Source organism: Hymenobacter glacialis, assembly GCF_001816165.1.
GTDB lineage: Bacteria > Bacteroidota > Bacteroidia > Cytophagales > Hymenobacteraceae > Hymenobacter > Hymenobacter glacialis.
Genome location: NZ_MDZC01000046.1, coordinates 181,589 through 199,455, shown reverse-complemented (window position 1 = coordinate 199,455; position 17,867 = coordinate 181,589). Strand labels below are relative to the sequence as shown.

The 17,867-nt window shown below is 59.9% G+C and carries 16 protein-coding genes; 6 read left to right on the top strand and 10 right to left on the bottom strand.

Annotation, left to right across the window (positions count from 1 at the left end; all coding sequences use genetic code 11):
* Positions 1-86: 86 nt before the first annotated feature.
* The 6 genes from BEN48_RS05390 to BEN48_RS05365 all read right to left on the bottom strand — a co-directional run bounded on the left by BEN48_RS05390 (position 87) and on the right by BEN48_RS05365 (position 6,560).
* Positions 87-677, bottom strand: coding sequence for a riboflavin synthase (locus BEN48_RS05390; protein ID WP_070733567.1), 591 nt, complete (start codon positions 675-677; stop codon positions 87-89).
* A gap of 113 nt (positions 678-790) precedes the next feature.
* Positions 791-1,111, bottom strand: a complete 321-nt coding sequence (locus tag BEN48_RS05385) for a hypothetical protein (RefSeq protein WP_158010109.1) — start codon at positions 1,109-1,111, stop codon at positions 791-793.
* Positions 1,112-1,257: 146 nt separating this feature from the next.
* Positions 1,258-2,949 carry a S8 family serine peptidase gene (locus tag BEN48_RS05380; RefSeq protein ID WP_070733565.1) on the bottom strand — a complete coding sequence of 564 codons (1,692 nt, stop codon included), beginning with the start codon at positions 2,947-2,949 and terminating at the stop codon, positions 1,258-1,260.
* Between the two features lie 43 nt (positions 2,950-2,992).
* The gene (locus BEN48_RS05375) at positions 2,993-3,799 is read right to left on the bottom strand and encodes a hypothetical protein (protein ID WP_125932490.1); all 807 of its coding nucleotides are present in this window, start codon (positions 3,797-3,799) and stop codon (positions 2,993-2,995) included.
* A 31-nt stretch (positions 3,800-3,830) separates the two neighbouring features.
* A complete protein-coding gene (gene mnmA / locus BEN48_RS05370) occupies positions 3,831-4,988 on the bottom strand; it encodes a tRNA 2-thiouridine(34) synthase MnmA (protein ID WP_083320779.1) in 1,158 nt (385 codons plus the stop codon).
* A 150-nt stretch (positions 4,989-5,138) separates the two neighbouring features.
* Positions 5,139-6,560, bottom strand: coding sequence for a sugar transferase (locus tag BEN48_RS05365; RefSeq protein ID WP_241502185.1), 1,422 nt, complete (start codon positions 6,558-6,560; stop codon positions 5,139-5,141).
* Between the two features lie 150 nt (positions 6,561-6,710).
* Between BEN48_RS05365 and BEN48_RS05360 the strand changes: the two genes are divergently transcribed.
* The 3 genes from BEN48_RS05360 to BEN48_RS05350 all read left to right on the top strand — a co-directional run bounded on the left by BEN48_RS05360 (position 6,711) and on the right by BEN48_RS05350 (position 8,923).
* Positions 6,711-7,379 carry a protein-L-isoaspartate(D-aspartate) O-methyltransferase gene (locus tag BEN48_RS05360; RefSeq protein WP_241502184.1) on the top strand — a complete coding sequence of 223 codons (669 nt, stop codon included), beginning with the start codon at positions 6,711-6,713 and terminating at the stop codon, positions 7,377-7,379.
* 178 nt (positions 7,380-7,557) lie between these two features.
* Entirely contained in the window at positions 7,558-8,073 is a 516-nt protein-coding gene (locus BEN48_RS05355; RefSeq protein ID WP_070733562.1) for an acyl-CoA thioesterase, read from the top strand.
* A 67-nt stretch (positions 8,074-8,140) separates the two neighbouring features.
* On the top strand, positions 8,141-8,923 hold the full coding sequence (locus BEN48_RS05350; protein ID WP_070733561.1) for a hypothetical protein: 783 nt from the start codon (positions 8,141-8,143) through the stop codon (positions 8,921-8,923).
* A gap of 152 nt (positions 8,924-9,075) precedes the next feature.
* On the opposite strand, the gene BEN48_RS05345 is transcribed toward BEN48_RS05350, so the two are convergent.
* The 4 genes from BEN48_RS05345 to alaS all read right to left on the bottom strand — a co-directional run bounded on the left by BEN48_RS05345 (position 9,076) and on the right by alaS (position 16,058).
* Positions 9,076-10,197 carry a TlpA disulfide reductase family protein gene (locus BEN48_RS05345; protein WP_070733560.1) on the bottom strand — a complete coding sequence of 374 codons (1,122 nt, stop codon included), beginning with the start codon at positions 10,195-10,197 and terminating at the stop codon, positions 9,076-9,078.
* Positions 10,198-10,344: 147 nt separating this feature from the next.
* Positions 10,345-11,802, bottom strand: coding sequence for an Asp-tRNA(Asn)/Glu-tRNA(Gln) amidotransferase subunit GatB (gene gatB, locus BEN48_RS05340; RefSeq protein WP_070733559.1), 1,458 nt, complete (start codon positions 11,800-11,802; stop codon positions 10,345-10,347).
* Between the two features lie 275 nt (positions 11,803-12,077).
* Positions 12,078-12,989, bottom strand: coding sequence for an energy transducer TonB (locus tag BEN48_RS05335; protein ID WP_083320777.1), 912 nt, complete (start codon positions 12,987-12,989; stop codon positions 12,078-12,080).
* 387 nt (positions 12,990-13,376) lie between these two features.
* The gene (alaS, locus tag BEN48_RS05330; RefSeq protein ID WP_070733639.1) at positions 13,377-16,058 is read right to left on the bottom strand and encodes an alanine--tRNA ligase; all 2,682 of its coding nucleotides are present in this window, start codon (positions 16,056-16,058) and stop codon (positions 13,377-13,379) included.
* 82 nt (positions 16,059-16,140) lie between these two features.
* Here alaS and BEN48_RS05325 point away from each other — a divergent pair, with 82 nt between their 5' ends.
* The 3 genes from BEN48_RS05325 (at position 16,141) to BEN48_RS20040 (ending at position 17,863) form a co-directional block, all read left to right on the top strand.
* A complete protein-coding gene (locus BEN48_RS05325; protein ID WP_070733557.1) occupies positions 16,141-16,503 on the top strand; it encodes a MerR family transcriptional regulator in 363 nt (120 codons plus the stop codon).
* A 233-nt stretch (positions 16,504-16,736) separates the two neighbouring features.
* Positions 16,737-17,486: a DNA-processing protein DprA gene (locus BEN48_RS05320; protein ID WP_317043677.1), complete on the top strand. Its 750-nt coding sequence runs from the start codon at positions 16,737-16,739 to the stop codon at positions 17,484-17,486.
* Positions 17,487-17,500: 14 nt separating this feature from the next.
* Positions 17,501-17,863, top strand: coding sequence for a DprA-like winged helix domain-containing protein (locus tag BEN48_RS20040; RefSeq protein ID WP_317043676.1), 363 nt, complete (start codon positions 17,501-17,503; stop codon positions 17,861-17,863).
* Positions 17,864-17,867 lie beyond the last annotated feature (4 nt).

Below are 17,867 nucleotides of genomic sequence, written 5' to 3'. Positions count from 1 at the left end.
TGCAATATTTTCATTGCGAAAAAGCAGGTGGCTTACTGCCTGACCGGCACCTCCACTTATTGGTTGCACCTTGCTGCGCCGGTATTTTACTTGCCCAGCAGCTTGGCCACGTACTTGCCCACGATGTCGAACTCCAGGTTCACGGTTTCCCCGGCTTGCAGCTGCTGAAAGCTGGTGTGCTCGTAGGTGTACGGGATAATGGCCACGGTGAAGCCCTCGTCGGTGCTTTCGAAGCAGGTCAGGCTGGTGCCGTTCACGCAAATGGAGCCTTTTTCCACGGTGAGGCGGCCGGGGCCAGGCTCGTGCCCAAACCGGAACAGCCAGGAACCTTGCTGGTCGGTCACGCTCAGGCAGGTTGCCGTGGCGTCTACGTGCCCCTGCACAATGTGGCCGTCGAACCGGCCCGTGGCGGCCAGGCAGCGCTCCAGGTTGACGTGGCGCCCGGGCTGCCACTGGGTGAGGTTGGTAACGCGCATGGTTTCGTCAATGGCCGTGACCACGTGGGTACCCGCGGCCGCGTCCACGGCCACCACCGTGAGGCACACGCCATCGTGCGCCACGCTTTGGTCAATTTTGAGCTCGGCGGCAAAAGGCGACGCGACGGTGAAATGGCGGTTGGTGCCGTGGTTATCCACGGCAACGATGGTGCCGAGGGCTTCAATAATTCCGGTGAACATGGAAATGGGGCAAGGTGAGTGGGGCGGCCCCACGCGTTAACGCAAAGAACGGCACCCTGCTGTCAGGATGCCGTTCGGGTGGTGTGTAACCGGCCGGGCGGCCGAATGATTTTCTATACCGATTTTTCGAATGCTTTCCAGTCCAGCTCCCCGCCCTCGCGGCGGCGCAGGAACACAGTCTGGTCGTCTTTCTGGGTTTTGCCAAAGGTGAGGTCGGCTCGGCAGTCGAGGCACCTCACAGAAGTGTACTTGAATTTGTCCTGGGCCACGCGGCTGGTCAGGTCCAGGTTATCGGAGCCGCAGAGGCCGCACGCGGCCACATCGGAGAAGCTCAGCCTGTCGTACTCGGCCACGGTTTCATGAAAATTATTGCCCTGCACTGTAAAGTGAAACTGGCGGCGCCCAATGCGCTTGGAAATCATCATTTGCAACATGTACTGCAAGAAAATAGGATGGTTTTGAGCTTTAAAAGTACGAAACACCACCCTCAAAAACAAGCCATAATGCACGGCAAAACCCTACAGAAAGGCCGACGTTTCCGCCGGCCTTTTTCACAACAAATTATCCTTATTTCTTTAGATTACTCCTGAACAAACCGCGCCGTGCGGCGCGTGGTCCCGGCGCTCACCTCGCAGGTGTACGCGCCTTTGGCCAAGAGGCCCAGCCGCAGGGCCACCTCACTGCCAGTAGCCGCCGGCAGCTGCTGCTGCGTCACCAGCGCGCCGCGTCCGTCAATGATGCGCACCCGCAGCGGCTGGCCCCGCAGCGCCTCGGGCAGGACCAGCGTCAGGGTGCCGTTGTCGGTGGGGTTGGGGTACAGCCCTAGGCCATCGGCTGGTGGCTGGCTGTTGGGTTGCAGGGGTTTGGTGGGGTTTACGGCGTTGTGGGCGGTCACAAAGTTTGGAATCCCGTAGCCCAGGTTGTTGTTGGGTGCGGTGCTTAGCGAGGCCGTGGCGCGCAGAGCCGCAATGACTTGCTGGGCCGTGAGCGTGGGGTTGGCCTGCCAGAAACCGGCCACCATGCCCGCCAGCACCGGGCAGGCATACGAAGTACCATTGCCGCGAAAGGCAGAGCCGTTGGGAGAAAGCACGGCCGCGGCCTGCCCCATGGCTGCAAGCGTGGGTTTAATGCGCCCGTCGGCCGTGGGGCCAAAGGAGCTGAAATTTGCCCGATTGCCCAGGGAGTCCACGGCGCCCACCGAGATAATGGAATCGGCATCAGCGGGGGCCGAAATATAGCGCCAGGGGTCATCGCCCTCGTTGCCGGCCGCGTTCACCACCAAGATGCCCACCCGCGCCGCCATCGTAGCCGCCCGCGAGCTGATGGCCGTGCGGCCGTTCATGTCGGCGTAGGTGTAGGACTTTGAAGGCCGGTCAAACGTGGTGTAACCCAGCGAGGAGCTGATGATATCGACTCCCACGGAGTCGGCGTACTCGGCGGCAGCCAGCCAGTTGGCTTCCTCTATGGGGTGCTCAGAGTTGGTGTCTTCCGTGATGCACAGGTGGAAGGTAGCCTTGGGCGCGCTTCCAATGTAAAAGCCCGGCTGGTTGCCAGCCATGGTCGACAAGCAGTTGGTGCCGTGGCTATTACGGGTGAATACGTTAGTGCCACCATCCACAAAGTTGCGGGTGCCCACCAGGCGCTTGTCCTGAAACAGCGGCTGCAAGGCCGAAATCTTATCAACTCCCGGGAAGCCCGCATCAAATACGGCAATTTGCATGCCCTCGCCCCGGAAACCGGCGTCGTGCATGGCCAGGGCGCCAATCTGCTCGTTTTGGCGGTACGCCGAGCCGTACTGGGCCCGACTGGCCGCAGCGGTGCGGGCGGCAGGCGGCGGCACCTGCGCGGGGGCCGGTGCCGGGGTGTGTGCCTGGAAGCTGCGGTTGAGGGTGCTGGCGCTCCGCACCGGGGCCAGCGCCGTAACGCGGGCCAGCGTCACAGAATCGCAGGAAACCACAGCGGCATTGAACCAGCGCGAGGTATAATGCACCGTGACTTTACCGGCCACGCCCCGTACCTGCGCCACGTAGGCCGGGCTCACCGGCAAATCGCGGGGCAGCACGGCAATGCCCTGCCGGCTGCGGCGCGCCAGCGACCGTGCCGACAGAAACGCCTGGGGCTGGGCCACTGTAAACGGCGTGCCCGCCTTGTCGCGGAAGTACACCAAGTGCCGGCGCACGGTGCCCTGCCCTGCTGCCGGCGCGGCCGCCAGCACGCTAAGTGCCCCGCTCGCTACCACCAGAATCAGCCATTTAATCGAGGAAGCTACCATTGAGCAGGAACGGAAAATAGGTTAGAAAGGCACCCCGGCGCACTTAGCGCGGGCCGTAGTCGATAAGGGTTTCGCGACGCGAAAAACCAAAAAAGTAAGACCCTGGCACGTAAATCTGGTTGCCGGTGCGGGAGTCGGTGTAGTTGTAGTTCAGGAAGTAGTCGCGCCGCCGGTAAACCGGACCCACTCCTTTGGCAAACACCTGCTGGTAGCCGATTCGTTTCAGCAGGCTGTTTTCGGCGGCAACGCCGGCGTTGGCGGTGGTTATGGTGTTGGCGAACGTCTGGGCGGGGCTGCCGGCCACCGCCCGGATGGTAAAGGGCTCTCCTACCCGGCTGTAGCGGCGGGTTTCGGCCGTTATGGTGTCGTTGAAATTGTTGTTGAAGGCGTTGAAGTTCCACAGCCGGCCCTCGCGAACGGGAAATATTAATTCCAAGGTGCGCGTGTTGTTGCGGGTGAGCACCACCGACTGGCCAGTGGCGCTCAACACAAACACGCTGTCGTTCTTGAACTCCTGAGAAGCATTTTGCCGCTTGGAACGCACCAGCCGGAACACCTTTTTGCCCGCCGCATCGGTGAACTCCTCCGTTATCGTTTCCTTGAACTGGTAGGCCGTGGACGTGACCACGCTGGGCGCCGTTTGCGTGGCCTGGCTCCAGAGGGAATCGGCCACGGCGTAGGTCCAGAAGTTGCCCACTGCCACCGGATAATACCCGGCCCCGGAATCGGGCGCGGGAACCGACTCATTTTTACAGCCAGCCAATGTCAGTACGGCACCTGCAACGGCAAAAGCCGCAAGGGTGCGGCGCGGACGGGCCTTCAGGTTCAAAGACGATAAATTAGGCAGCATAAAGCAAGGCAGAATAAAAAGGGTAGCAGCCTTATTGGCCGGCCGCGAGGGCGGCAAAAGGTAGCGGAAATTCCCCTATTACGTGGCGCTCAATCCAGCCGCCGCCCAACACGTCCTGGCCGTCGTAGAATACGGCAGCCTGGCCGGGTGTGATGGCGTGCACGGGCTCCTCAAAATACACGCGGATTTTACCGTCCACTTCTTCCAGAAAGGCAGGGGCGCCGTCGTGGTTGTAGCGCACCTTCACCACGGCGGGCACAAGGCCCAGGCCCGTCAGATTGGCCAGCTTGCCCATGTTGAGCTTGCCCACCACGGTGGCCGTGCTGGCCAGCTCCTCGTAATTGCCCAGCACCACCTCGTTGGTATCGGGGCGGATTTCGAGTACGAAAGCCGGGTAGCCCAGGGCCACGCCCAGCCCCTTGCGCTGGCCGATGGTGTAAAACGGGTAGCCCTCGTGCTTGCCAATGACGCGGCCGTTTTTGGTCACGAAATTGCCACCGGCCACGCGGGCCTCCAGGCCCGGCACGCGTCGGCGCAGGAAACTCCGGTAGTCGTTATCGGGAATAAAGCAGATTTCGTAGCTCTCGGGCTTGTTCACCAGCTCGTTGAACCCACGCCGGCGCGCCTCGTCATAGATTTCGGTTTTGCGCATGCCACCCAGCGGAAACAGCGTGCGGCTGAGGCTCTCCTGGCTCACGCCCCACAGGGCGTAGCTCTGGTCCTTGTTCTCGTCCAGGCCCTTGCTCACCACAAAGCGGCCGGTTTCGGCGTCTTTGCGAATGTTGGCGTAGTGGCCAGTGGCAATGAACTGGCAGCCCAGCTGGTCGGCGCGGCGCAGCAGCGCATCCCACTTGATGTGGGTGTTGCAGAGCACGCAGGGGTTGGGCGTGCGGCCGGCCAGGTATTCGTCGGTAAAATTGTCGATGACAAAATCGCCGAACTCGTCCCGGATATCAATAATGTAGTGCGGGAAACCCAGCTGCACGGCAATGTCGCGGGCATCGTTGATGCTGTCGAGGGAGCAGCAGCCGGTTTCTTTTTTAGACCCGCCGGCGCTGGCGTAGTCCCAGGTTTTCATGGTCATTCCAACCACTTCGTAGCCTTGCTCGTGCAGCAATACGGCCGCGACACTGGAGTCAATGCCGCCGCTCATCGCAACGAGTACTCGTCCTTTTACTTCGGTATTCATAGGTGGTGCAATTCACCCGGGACTTGAATGGTTCCGGCTGGCAACCGCAAAGGTAAGGCTTGGCATAGCGGTTAGTGGTTAACGGTTAGTGATTGGCGAATTGTGATGAGAAGCCTCGTCCATTAAACGCTAACCATTAACCACTAACCGCTACTTTCCTCGCCCTTCCACAATGATTTTAAGGGTGTAGAGCAGCACCCGAAAATCCATGGCCAGGCTCATGTTTTCGATGTAAAGAATGTCGAATTTGAGCCGTTCCACCATCTGGGCCACGGTTTCGGCGTAGCCGTACTTTACCTGGCCCAGAGACGTGAGGCCCGGCCGCACGCGGTGCAGGTGGCGGTAGTGCGGGGCGATTTTCACAATCTGGTCGATAAAAAATTGCCGCTCCGGCCGCGGGCCCACCACGCTCATGTCGCCCTTGAGCACGTTCCAGAACTGGGGCAGCTCATCGAGGCGGACTTTGCGCATAAACCGGCCCCATTTCGTGATGCGGGGGTCGTGGTCGGAGCTGAGGGCGGGGCCCAGCTTCTCGGCATCGAGGTACATAGACCGAAACTTGATGATGCGAAACGGGTGCCCGTTGATGCCGATTCGTTCCTGCCGGTAAAATACCGGGCCGGGCGACGACAGCTTGACCATGACGGCCGTGAAGGCATACACCCAACTGGCCAGCACCATAAACAAGGCCGAGCCCACCACGTCAAATAACCGCTTCACCACCCCCTGCCACACCGACAGCAGGTCGTGCTTGATTTCGATGAGCGGCGTGCCAAATAAGTGGTTCACTTTCACCGAGCCCAGCAGCATCTGGTAGAGGTCGGGCAGGATGCTGATACGGGCCGGCGTGCCCTCCAGCAGGGTGAGGATGTTCTGGATAAGGCGGTGCTCGCTGGGCTCTATGGCAATGACAATCTGCTCGACCTTGAGGTCGCGCACCAGCGTCGGCAGCCGGTGGTAGGCACCCCGGTCGGGCAGCTCGGCGGCCAGGCCGGGGTCCACGGTTTTGGTAATGGAGGTGAACCCTATGAGTTGCAGGCCCAGGTGCTTGCTGGTGCGCTCCAGCTCGCGGTAGGTATGCAGCGCAAGCGCATTGGAACCCACCAGCAGCGTGGGAAAGGATATGCGCCCTTTGCGAATCTGGCGTTGCACACTGCTCACGGCCCAGGTACGCAACACGGCCGTGATGGTAAAATGAAGCAGGAAATAGGCCGATATCGTCTTGTAATACAGCCGGTAGTTTACCACGCCTTCGTCGTCGAGCAGCAAGACAAAGAAGATGACGACGGCGCCCAACAACGAAACGCGGGCCAGACGGATGATTTCGGAAAGCCGCGACTTGCGGTAGATGTCCCGGTATTCCCCAATCAGGACGTAGAGTACCGTCCAGAATATAGCAATGGCCAGGGCTGAGGAAGTAAGGTTGAGCAGCGCAACCGAATTGAAATGATAGCCCGTCAGTTCGTTAAGCAAGTACTTGCGCAACAGAAAGAAGCACATCCACGCCAGTAGTGCCGCCCCGAAATCGGCAGCCACGAGCTTAGCGTATTGATAGCGGCGAATAAGCAGCAAAACGGAGAGTTGGGTAGTATTTTAGCATCCGGAACGCAAAAACCGGGGCGGGCAAAGGTAGGGCATGCGCGTATTGTGGGAAAGAACCAGGATGCACGCTGCATTTTAGAGCCAAAACCCTCCAGATTCAGTATTTTAATCTAACTAATTGTGGCCGCTCCGATACTTCAGGATACTTACCGCCACCAGGGCCAGCGGCGCGCACTGGTGCGCGAGCTGCGGCAGCGCGGCATCTATGCCGAGCCAGTGCTGGCCGCGTTGGCCGCTGTGCCCCGCCACTTGTTCTTCCCACCCGCTTTTGAGGCCCACGCCTACCAGGACAAGGCATTTCCTATTGGCGAGGGCCAGACCATTTCGCAGCCCTACACCGTAGCCTACCAAACCCAGCTGCTGGGCGTGCAGCCCACCGACCACGTGCTGGAGGTGGGCACCGGCTCGGGCTACCAGTGCGCGGTGCTGCTGCAGCTCACGCCCCACGTGGATAGCATTGAGTTCAACGAAGTGCTGTACGGACGCACCCGCCAACTACTGGCGGACCTGGGCGCTGAGGCGGCTACGCTGCACCGCGGCGACGGCTCCCTGGGCCTGCCCGACCGCGCGCCTTTCGATTGCATTCTGGTAACGGCCGGGGCACCGGGGCTGCCGCCGGCGCTGCTGCGGCAGTTGCGTGTGGGCGGCAGGCTGGTGATACCGGTGGGCGACAGCAATACCCAGCGCATGGTGCGCGTGACCCGGGAAGGACCCGAGTCTTTCATCCGGGAAGAGTTTGAGGATTTTCGCTTTGTGCCGTTGCTCGGGGCCAGCGGCTGGAAGCAATAAACCCATTCGCCGGCTGGTGACGGCGGCCCTGGCGGGACAGGGCGCCCCTACTATTTGAACGAAAGCCTCAGTTCAGAATTGAGGCTTTTTTGTGCCCGGCCGGGCTGGGGCCGGGCCGTACCTTTGCCCCGGTGCGGCCACCCCTCGCCGCCGCCATTTTACAACAGAGACCTCCCCCATGCGCAAGCAAAAACCCGTTTCCGACTCGTTCGTAATCATGACCGAGCTGGTGCTCCCCAACGACACCAACACCCTCAACAACCTCATGGGCGGCCGCATGATGCACCTTATGGATATTGCCGCCGCCATCGCGGCTCAAAAGCACTCCAACCGCATCGTGGTCACGGCATCGGTCGACAACGTGTCGTTTCGCGACTCCATCCGCCTCGGCAACGTGGTAACGCTGCAGGCACAGGTCACCCGGGCTTTCAGCTCCAGCATGGAAGTGCACATCGATGTGTGGGCCGAGGACATTCCCAGCGGCACCAAGTTTAAGACCAACGAAGCCTTCTTCACGTTTGTGGCCGTGGACCAGGCCGGCAGGCCCATCGACGTGCCCGAGGCCCTGCCCACCACCGACGACGAAGTGCGGCTGTTTGACGGCGCCTTGCGCCGACGGCAGCTGCGCCTGGTACTGGCCGGCCGCATGAAACCCGAAGAAGCATCCGAGCTCAAAGCTTTGTTCGCGATATAAGCTCGGGTCGCACAAGTCGCACTTTATAATTACTTTACGCTGCAACACCCACCAACGCCTCCTAGCCATGTCCGCTGAAAAGTTGGCTTTCCTGCAGAATTTCTACACCGACGTAACCCTGTACGTGCCCGCCGAGCCCACGGTGTCGGCACCGGAAGCTGCCACACAAACCCCGGTGGCTGCGCCTGTGTCCCAGGTGGCGGCAGTTGCGGCAACACCCGTGCCCAAAGCGTCGGCGGTGGCTCCGGCCGCGCCTTCTCCCCTGCCCATTCCTTCAAAAAGCTACAGCAACCCCACAGCCGGCCTCGAACGGTTGGCCTCGGGCTTTAATCAGCCGAGTATCCACCCGGAGCCGGCTGCCGCGCCGGCGCCGCGACTGGTGGCACCAGCCCGGGCCCCAGAACCATCTGTGCCGACTGCAGCACCGGCAGTACCGCCGGTCCTGCTCACGCAGTTTTCCACGCTGGGCGACAATGCCCACGGCGTGCTGCTGCTGTTCCGCTTGCCCAATGAGCAGTTTCAAAAGCTGCACCGCAACGTATTTCTGAATAAGATGCTGCAGGCCCTGGGCCTGGTCATGGCCGATGTGGTACTGGTGAACGTGGAATCGGAACTACCCGTGGCGTTGCAGAACCTGCGCCGCGAACTGGCGGCCACGCACGTCATTGCCTTCGGCAAAAACCTACTTGATGTGACCATTCGCAACACCCAGATTTATGAGCCCGTGTCGTTCCCCACGCTGGGCCTCTCCTACCTGGCATCGGCCACCGTCGATTTGGTGGAGTACGACGTGAGCCTTAAGAAACGACTCTGGCCTGGATTGCAGGCCATGTTTAACGGCGCGCAATAGAGTGCCAGGCACATTTTTTTGCCAGGTCTTTTCTATACAGCTTGATTCTTCAACGATTGAGAGCACCACGACGTGTTCCTACTGCAATGCAAACGAAAAGAGCCCACCAACATGCCGGTGGGCTCTATTTGTTTGCACTGCCGCAACAAGTATTACTTTTTACCAAGTACTTCTGCCAGCTTAGCAGGCAGGGCCTCGCCGCGCAGGTTCTTGGCAATAATGCGTCCCTGGGGGTCAATCAGATACGACTGGGGGATGGATTTGACGCCGTAAGCCGCGCCACCGGCACTGTTCCAGCCCGCCAGGTCTGATACGTGGTGCCAGGTCAGGTTATCGGCGGCAATGGCTTTCTGCCACTTGCCGTTGTCCTGGTCCAACGACACCGAGAAGATGGTGAAGCCTTTGTCTTTGAATTGGTTGTAGGCACGCACCACGTTGGGGTTTTCCTGGCGGCACGGGCCGCACCAGCTGGCCCAGAAGTCGAGCAGCACGTACTTGCCGCGCAGGCTGCTGAGGGCCATGGTGCCGCCTTCGGGTTTAGCCAGGTTGATTTCGGGGGCCATGGCGCCAATGGCCGTGGTTCGCATGGGCTCGAGGCGCGCCGTGAGCTCCTTGGTGAAGGGGGAACCGGGATTGGCCTTGCGCTGCACGCTGGCCACTGAATCCACGAACTGGAAGTCTTCTTCGGGGTTGAGAAAAGCTCCCACGGCAAAGCCGCTCACCACGGAGGTAGCATTGCTGCGAATCAGGCTTTTCAAACGAGCATTGTTGCGGGTCTGAATGGCGTAATACTGCTTCTCAACGGCCTGCATTTCCTCGGCTTTGCCGGCCTGGCCGGCGGCGTTGTAACGCTGGCCCAGGGCCTGAAGCTCGGTCTTGCTGCCTTCCATCACCTGGGTGAGCTTGCGCAGCACTTCGGTGTCTTTGCTGCCTTTCACGCTGTAGGTGGCCGGCAGGCTTTTGGCATCGCCGCTCAGCTCCAAGTGCGTCTTGTTGTCGAGCATCAGCAGCACCTGATTGGCATCGTCTACTTTGAGCTGGTAGATGCCTGGCAAGGCGCTGGTGCCCTTGAGCACGAAATTGCCCGACGCATCGGTTTTGGCCTGGCCCTTCTCAACAAATTGATTTGATACCAGCTCCGATAAGCGCAGCACGGTGCCAGCCGGGGCGTTTTTCAACTGGCCCTTGATTTCATAGCCGTCCGCAGCGGCGGCGTTTTGGCAGGAATTGGCCATGCCCAGCACAGTGGCAGCGAGGAAAACAGTTTTAATCATAGAAGAGAAATGAGGCACCAGCCGAAGCTGGTGCGTGAAGTATGCCAACGCAGGGCGGTAAAGGTATTGTTCCTTGCGGCTGGTTATGAGTATGGCAGTTTGCTTGCCTGAGCGCAGTTAGGCAAGCAGCATGCCTTTGGCCAGCGCTTAGCCTTCCAGCGCCGCGCGCAGCAGCTGATTGGCCAGTTTGGGGTCGGCTTTGCCGCCGGTCAGTTTCATGAGCTCGCCCATAAACATGCCCGTGAGCGACTTTTTGCCGCCCCGGTATTCTTCTACCTTGGCGGGGTTGGCGGCCAGCACCTGCTGTACCAGCATGGCCAGCTCGCCATTATCGGCTTGGGTGAGCAGGCCCAGGCTTTCGGCCGCGCCGGTTGCGTTGGCCGTAGGATGGTCGAGCAAATGCGGAAAGAGTTGCTTGGATGCCACCGAATAATTGAGCTTGCCCGCATCAATCAGCTCAATGATGCCGGCCAGCTGGGCCGCGTCCAGCGGAAAATCGGCCATGGTGAGGGCGCGCTCGTTGAGGTAGGACTTCACGGGGCCCATCACCCAGTTGGCCGCGGCCTTGGCGTTGGGCGTGAGGCGCGACAGGTCGTCGAAGAACAGGGCCACTTCTTTCTGGTCGACCAGCACCGAGGCATCGTAGTCGTTCAGGCCCAGCTCGCCGGTGAAGCGCGCGTAGAGCTGCTGCGGCAGGGCCGGCAGCTCGGCGGCCACGCGGTGCAGCCATTCATCCGAAATAATAAGGGGCGGCAGGTCCGGCTCGGGGAAATAGCGGTAGTCGTTGAGGGTTTCCTTGCTGCGCTGGGCATTGGTGGTGCCAGTGGCAGCGTCGAAGCCGCGGGTTTCGCTGTCCACTTCGCCGCCGGCTTCCACAATGGCAATCTGCCGCTCGATTTCGTAGGCAATGGCCCGCTGCACGTTGCGGAAGGAGTTCATGTTCTTCACCTCCACCTTGGTGCCGAACTGCTCGGCGCCTACTAGCATAACGGACACGTTGGCGTCGCAGCGCAGCGAGCCTTCTTCCATGTTGCCATCGCAGATGCCTAAGTACTCCACCAGCTTTTTGATTTCGCTCAGGTAGTTATATGCTTCCTCACTGGTGCGGATGTCCGGCTCGCTCACAATCTCGATGAGCGGCACGCCGGCGCGGTTCAGGTCCACCAGGGTTTCGGTCTCGCCAGCCAGGTGCATGCTCTTGCCCGCGTCTTCCTCCATGTGAATGCGGGTGACGCCGATTTTCTTTACCGAGCCGTCGGCCAGGCGCACGTCCACGTGGCCGTCGTGGCAAATGGGGGTTTTGTCCTGCGTAATCTGGTAGCCCTTGGGCAGGTCGGGGTAAAAGTAGTTTTTGCGCGCAAACAGGTTGTCGCGCCGGATGGTGCAGTTGGTGGCCAGACCCATTTTCATGGCAAACTCCACGGCCGTGCGGTTCACCTTGGGCAAGGTGCCGGGGTGGCCGAGGGTGATAACCGAGAGGTTGGTGTTGGGCGCCACGCCGTACTCGTTTTCGTCGGCAGAGTACATTTTGCTGTGGGTCAGCAGCTGGGCGTGTACTTCCAGGCCGATAACGGGCTGGTATTTGGCAAGCAGGGCTTCGTCCATATCGAAAAAACGCGGGGTACTAAGTAGCTATTGGGGCCTAAAGGTAACGCCTTCGGGGAAGCTTGCATGGCACCAAGCTGCTCTTGTTGCCCCTATGCCTCGTCGGCAAGCTGTATGCAGGCCACGGGCATTTCTTTGGCTGGGTACCCCGAACTCCCCTTAAGGGGTTCGGGGTACCCAGCCAGCAGCGCTGGCACCATCATGGCTCGTTGTGGAAGTAGTGGTACTTGAACCAAACGTTCGTGGTACCGTCCCGATTTAGACCACCAGATGTTTTATTGGCCGCTAAGCCCGGGAGGGCGATGATAATTGTCCGCAGCGGTTTCATGGGGCCGCCGTGACCTCCCGGGCGTGTATGGCATCTCGAGCATGTAAGAAACCAGTACTATAAAGCGGCTTTCCACCGCCTGGCCATCGAGGCGGGCCGGCATGAACTGCCGCTTAAGCTGGGCCACGGACCTCAGGGTGGCGGTACCCAGGTAAGAGCTTCCGGACTGTACAATTTTGGCATCGGCTAAGTGGCCGTCTTTGGCCACTAGCAGTTCAACCAACACTTCACGTTTCCAGATTTGGTGCCGCATGGTCACAACCTGCGCAATTTCTTGGCGCATTTCAGCCGTCTCTTTCGCATTCAGGCGCGCGCCTCCCGTTATTTCTTTTAACAGCACTGATTCTCCGCCCGGGTAAAGGGGCAACTGTTCGTAGCCAAAATAAGGAATAGGAGAACCATCGGGAGCGTAGCACGAGCCCACGCTGCCCCGTCCGTGCACATATTGCTCTCGGCGCTTCAGGGTACCATCCGGGTAGTAGGTGAGCAGGTCGCCGTGGCGCTTGCCCATCACAAAGTCTTCTTTGGAGCGCATCGCGCCGTTCTCGTACCAGTTGGAAAGGGTACCATAAATTATGCGCTGCCGCACATCGCCATAAGGGACGAATTGCTTGAGCTTTCCCGAAGGGTAGTACACTCGCATCATTCCCGACAGGCTGTCGCGTAACGTGGTTTCGACGCAGTAAGCCGTGGAATCATCAGCATAAGCAGTACTGAAATCAGCCTTAAAAAAGCTGGCATTGAGGAGCGGCAACGCCGGCAAATCTGGTGCAACAGCTTGCGACATCGCTGCAAATGGGCAAGCCAGTAGCCACGCCGAACAGAGGAGTAGTGCTTTCACCGGAGTATGGGGCAGCATAAATGGTGGAGGTAAGGATTCAGTTACTCCGCACTGGCAGCAACGTGACAAGCCCGTAAGCTTTGTTTATTTTCTGAAATATAGTACTTGTTAAGGAGACGAGTTGTTTCAGGCTTAACCTAATTGTCCCTGTCGTGGCATGTGTGGTTGCAGACATGCCAAATCTTCCCGCACGCCATCTAAAAGCCAGCCCCAGCAATCAACTAACATTGAAACACGAAAGCGAAGTACCATTCTGTTAAATTAAAGAATAGAAAACCAAGGGTAATGATAATAGACACTGAACAAAACGGTGCAGCCAATTAGCGGGATTGCGCATAAATAGGAACGGCGGCCCCAGCAAGTGGAACCGCCGCCTCTGGCAGGCCAATGAAACCAAGATGGCGCTTATAAAGCCTTACTCACGGCTTCTTCCGCCTTGGCAATGGCCGCGGCCAACCCGTTCACGTTCTTGCCGCCGGCCGTGGCGAAGAACGGCTGCCCGCCGCCGCCGCCCTGGATTTCCTTGGCCAGCTCGCGCACCAGCGTGGTGGCGTTGAGCTTGCCGGCTTTGGCAATGTCATCGTCCAGCATCACGGCCATTTGGGGCTTGCCGTCGATTTCGGCCCCGAGTACTAATACTAGGTTGGGCACAGCCTGGCGCAGGTTGAAGGCCAGGGTTTTGAGGGATTCGGCCGAGCCGGCCTGCACCTGGGCAGCGAGAAAATTCACGCCGTTTAACTCCTTTACCTGGCCTATTAGCTGGTCCTTTTGCTGGTTGATGCTCTGCTGGGCAAACTGCTCAATCTGCTTGCGCAGGGTGGTCATTTCCTCATTTTGCTTTTCGAGGGTGGTGAGCAGGTGCTGGGGGTTGCCCAGCGTTTCGCGCACCTGGCTGAGCAGGTCGAGCTGCTGGTCTATGTAGGCTTCGGCCCCTAAGCCAGTCACGGCCTCAATGCGGCGCACGCCGGCACCCACGGCACTTTCGGCCGTGATTTTGAGGTAACCAATGCTGCCTGTGTTGGGCACGTGCAAGCCACCGCACAGCTCCACCGAGAAGCCTTTATCGAAGGTGATGACGCGCACGAACTCGCCGTATTTCTCCCCAAACAGGGCCATGGCGCCCAGCTCTTTGGCTTCGGCAATGGGCACGTTACGGCGCTCGTCGAGCGGAATTTGCTGGCGAATCTTCTCGTTCACGATGCGCTCAATCTGGCGCAGCTGGTCGTCGGTCACCTTGGTGAAGTGCGAAAAGTCGAAACGCAGCAGCTTCTCGTTCACCAGCGAGCCTTTCTGCTGCACGTGCGAGCCCAGCACATCGCGCAGGGCGGCCTGCAGCAGGTGCGTAGCCGAGTGGTTTTGGCGAATCTGGTTGCGGCGGGCCGCATCGGGCCGGCTCACGAATTCGCCGGTCAGGTCCTGGGGCAACTCGAGCACGGTGTGCACGATGAGGTCGTTTTCGCGCTTGGTGTCAATCACGCGCATCGTCGCAAAGTCCCCTTCCAGGAAGCCGGTGTCGCCTACCTGGCCGCCGCTTTCGGCGTAGAACGCGGTTTGGTCGAGCACCAGCTGGTACTCGGTTTTGCCTTTGGCGGTGGTTTTGCGGTAGCGCAGGATGCGGGCCGGCGCGGAGTCGTGGTCGTAGCCCACGAAGGCGGGCTGCTCGTCGGTATCGGCTACCACGGTCCAGTCGCTCTGCTCGGTTTCCTGGGCATTGCGGCTGCGGTTTTTCTGCTGGGCCAGCTCCTTCTGGAAGCCTTCTTCGTCCACGGTCAAGCCTTTTTCGCGGGCAATGAGGGCCGTGAGGTCCAGCGGAAAGCCGAAGGTATCGGACAGCTCAAACGCCGTTTTGCCGTCGATGTGGCTGCCATTAGCGCGGGCCGATTCCTCCAGCGCATCCAGCCGGCGCAGGCCGGTTTCCAGCGTTTTCAGGAAAGCAATTTCCTCCTCCTCAATCACGCGCTGCACAAAAGCTGTCTGGGCTTTCAGCTCGGGGAAAATGTTGCGCATCTGGTCGGCCAGCACGGGCACCAGCTTAAACAGGAAGGGCTGCTTTTGGTTGAGCGACGAAAACGCGTAGCGCACGGCCCGGCGCAAAATGCGGCGAATTACGTAGCCGGCCTTTACGTTGCTGGGCAGCTGGCCATCGGCAATGGTGAAGGCGATGGTGCGGATGTGGTCGGCAATCACGCGGATGGCGATGTCCGTCTTCTCGTTTTCGGTGGTGGGCTGGTCGGTCACCTTGGCAGGCGCGGTGCCGTGGTACTCCACTCCTACTTCTTTGGCAATGAACTGAATGAGCGGCTGAAATACGTCGGTGTCGTAGTTCGACTTCACGCCCGACACGGCCATCATCAGGCGCTCGAAGCCCATGCCGGTGTCTACGTGCTGGGCGGGCAGCTTCACCAGGCTTTTGTCGGCCAGGCGCTGGAATTCCATGAATACGTTGTTCCACACTTCCACCACTTGCGGGTGGTCGGCGTTGACGAGGTCGCGGCCGGGGGTGGCGGCCCGCTCCTCCTCTGAGCGCAGGTCGATGTGGATTTCGGTGCAGGGTCCGCAGGGGCCGGTGTCGCCCATCTCCCAGAAGTTGTCCTTTTTATTGCCGGGCAGGATGCGGTCGTCGGTGGTGAAGGTGCGCCACAGCTCCTGGGTTTCGCTGTCGGCCGCCAGCTTGTCGCCCGCGTCCCCTTCAAAATAGGTCACGTAGAGGCGGTCTTTGTCGAGCTTGTACACGTCGGTGAGCAGCTCCCAGGCCCAGGCAATGGCGTCTTTCTTGAAATAATCACCAAACGACCAGTTGCCGAGCATCTCGAACATGGTGTGGTGGTAGGTGTCGTAGCCCACTTCCTCCAGGTCGTTGTGCTTACCGCTCACGCGCAGGCACTTCTGGGTATCGGCAATGCGCTTGTAGGGCGCGGGCTTATTGCCCAGGAAATAGTCCTTAAACGGGGCCATGCCGCTGTTGATAAACAGCAGCGTCGGGTCGTCTTTCACCACAATAGGGGCCGATGGCACGATGTGGTGGCCCTTGGAGGCGAAGAAATCCAGGAATTGCTGGCGAACAGCGGCGGCGGTGGGGAGCGACATAAACAAGGAGGGCAACGCGGCCGGATTGGCAGCGAATGCGGTTTTTTTAGGTACTTTTCGGCTGAAAAGCAAAGGTAGCCATATGCCCTATAAAGAGCGCAGCATCGAGAAACAGTACTTTACCATCGGCGAGGTGGCCGCCCAGTTCAAGGTAGCCGAGTCGCTGGTGCGCTTCTGGGAGACCGAATTTGAGGAGTTGCACCCCCGCCGCAGCAAGAAAGGCAACCGCCTATATACCCCGCAGGACATCGAGGTGTTCCGCACCATCTACCACTTGGTGAAGGAGCGCGGCTATACCATTCCCGGCGCCCGCGACATGCTCAAGCAAAAGGGCCCGCAACTGAAGGAGAAAATTGACGTGGTGCAGAGTCTGGAGAAAATCCGGGCATTTCTGGTGAGTTTGAAGAAGGAAGTAGACACGGCGGGGAAGGCGGAGTTGGAGTAGGCGCGCCCTCCGCGTTCACCTCACCCCCTGACCCCCTCTCCAAAAAAGAGGGGGCACCGGAAACGCTCCAGCTGAATGTCAAAGTCTTACCTTCTGTTGTAAATCATCTAGATGCTAATTTCTTCCAGGAGCGAATATTCAGTCGAACCGGTGCCCCCTCTTTTTTGGAGAGGGGGTCAGGGGGTGAGGTTGACGTTGAGGGCGACCCATGGTGATTATCGTGAGGTGAACCAATGAACGACGAACTCCTCTTTCACGAGCTAGCCCTCACCCTCCTCCCCGGCGTGGGCCCGCAGCTCACGCGCCAGCTGATGAGCTACGGCGGCTCAGCCAAAAATGTGCTCATGATGCCGCCTGGCAAGCTGCGCCGCATCCCGGGTGTGGGCGAAGTCACCGTGAAAAACCTCACCGGTTTGGAGCGTGAAACCGCCTTTCGCAAAGCCGAAGCCGATTTGAAGAAAGCCGAAAAGGACGGCGTGGAAATCATATTCTACACCAGCAAACGCTTTCCCAACCGCCTCAAGCAAATTCCGGACGCGCCCGCCATCCTCTACTACCAGGGCACGGCCGACCTCAACGCCCCCAAAACAGTGGCCCTGGTGGGCACGCGCAAAGCCACGGAATACGGCCGCGAGCAAACCGAGCGCATCATCAAGGGACTGCTGCCGCACCGGCCGCTGGTGGTGAGCGGCCTGGCCTACGGCATCGACATCATGGCGCACCGCGCCGCCCTGCAGGAAGGCCTCGAAACGGTGGGCGTAATGGCCACCGGCCTGGACCGTATCTACCCCCATACCCACCAAAAAACCGCCGAGAAAATGCGCGAGCAGGGCGGCCTGCTCACCGAATTCCCCTTCGGCACGCCGCCCGACCGCTACAACTTCCCGGCCCGTAACCGCATCATTGCCGGCCTTTCCGATGGCACCGTGGTGGTGGAAGCCGCCATCAAAGGCGCGCCCTCATCACCGCCGAGCTGGCCCTGAGCTACGACCGCGACGTGCTGGCCGTGCCCGGCAACCTGGGCTCGGAGGCATCGGCCGGCTGCAACGCGCTTATTAAATCCAATAAAGCCGCGTTGTATCAGGAGCCGCTGGATTTGGAGCAGCTGCTAAACTGGGATGCTGCCCTGCACCAGTCGGGCAAGTTCAAGCCTGCGCCCTCCTATTCAGCCGACGATTTTACGTCTGAAGAGTTCAGCCTTATTACCCTGCTAACCGCCGCGCCCGGCCGCGAAATGCAGATGGACGAGTTGGCCTGGAAAGCGCAATTACCCATCTACGCCGTGGCCTCGCTACTGCTGGCCCTGGAGTTTCGGGGCGTGGTGCGGGCGCTGCCGGGGAAGAAGTTTACCTTGCTATAAATCA

Bases quoted from the DNA above. Each gene is read 5' to 3' on its own strand.
- BEN48_RS05350 (WP_070733561.1), top strand. From the start codon at position 8,141: ATGTCCGCTGAAAAGTTGGCTTTCCTGCAGAATTTCTACACCGACGTA.
- alaS (WP_070733639.1), bottom strand. From the start codon at position 16,058: ATGTCGCTCCCCACCGCCGCCGCTGTTCGCCAGCAATTCCTGGATTTC.
- BEN48_RS05335 (WP_083320777.1), bottom strand. From the start codon at position 12,989: ATGCTGCCCCATACTCCGGTGAAAGCACTACTCCTCTGTTCGGCGTGG.
- BEN48_RS05320 (WP_317043677.1), top strand. From the start codon at position 16,737: ATGAACGACGAACTCCTCTTTCACGAGCTAGCCCTCACCCTCCTCCCC.
- mnmA (WP_083320779.1), bottom strand. From the start codon at position 4,988: ATGAATACCGAAGTAAAAGGACGAGTACTCGTTGCGATGAGCGGCGGC.
- BEN48_RS05380 (WP_070733565.1), bottom strand. From the start codon at position 2,949: ATGGTAGCTTCCTCGATTAAATGGCTGATTCTGGTGGTAGCGAGCGGG.
- BEN48_RS05390 (WP_070733567.1), bottom strand. From the start codon at position 677: ATGTTCACCGGAATTATTGAAGCCCTCGGCACCATCGTTGCCGTGGAT.
- BEN48_RS05385 (WP_158010109.1), bottom strand. From the start codon at position 1,111: ATGTTGCAAATGATGATTTCCAAGCGCATTGGGCGCCGCCAGTTTCAC.
- BEN48_RS05325 (WP_070733557.1), top strand. From the start codon at position 16,141: ATGCCCTATAAAGAGCGCAGCATCGAGAAACAGTACTTTACCATCGGC.
- BEN48_RS05375 (WP_125932490.1), bottom strand. From the start codon at position 3,799: ATGCTGCCTAATTTATCGTCTTTGAACCTGAAGGCCCGTCCGCGCCGC.
- BEN48_RS05345 (WP_070733560.1), bottom strand. From the start codon at position 10,197: ATGATTAAAACTGTTTTCCTCGCTGCCACTGTGCTGGGCATGGCCAAT.
- gatB (WP_070733559.1), bottom strand. From the start codon at position 11,802: ATGGACGAAGCCCTGCTTGCCAAATACCAGCCCGTTATCGGCCTGGAA.
- BEN48_RS05355 (WP_070733562.1), top strand. From the start codon at position 7,558: ATGCGCAAGCAAAAACCCGTTTCCGACTCGTTCGTAATCATGACCGAG.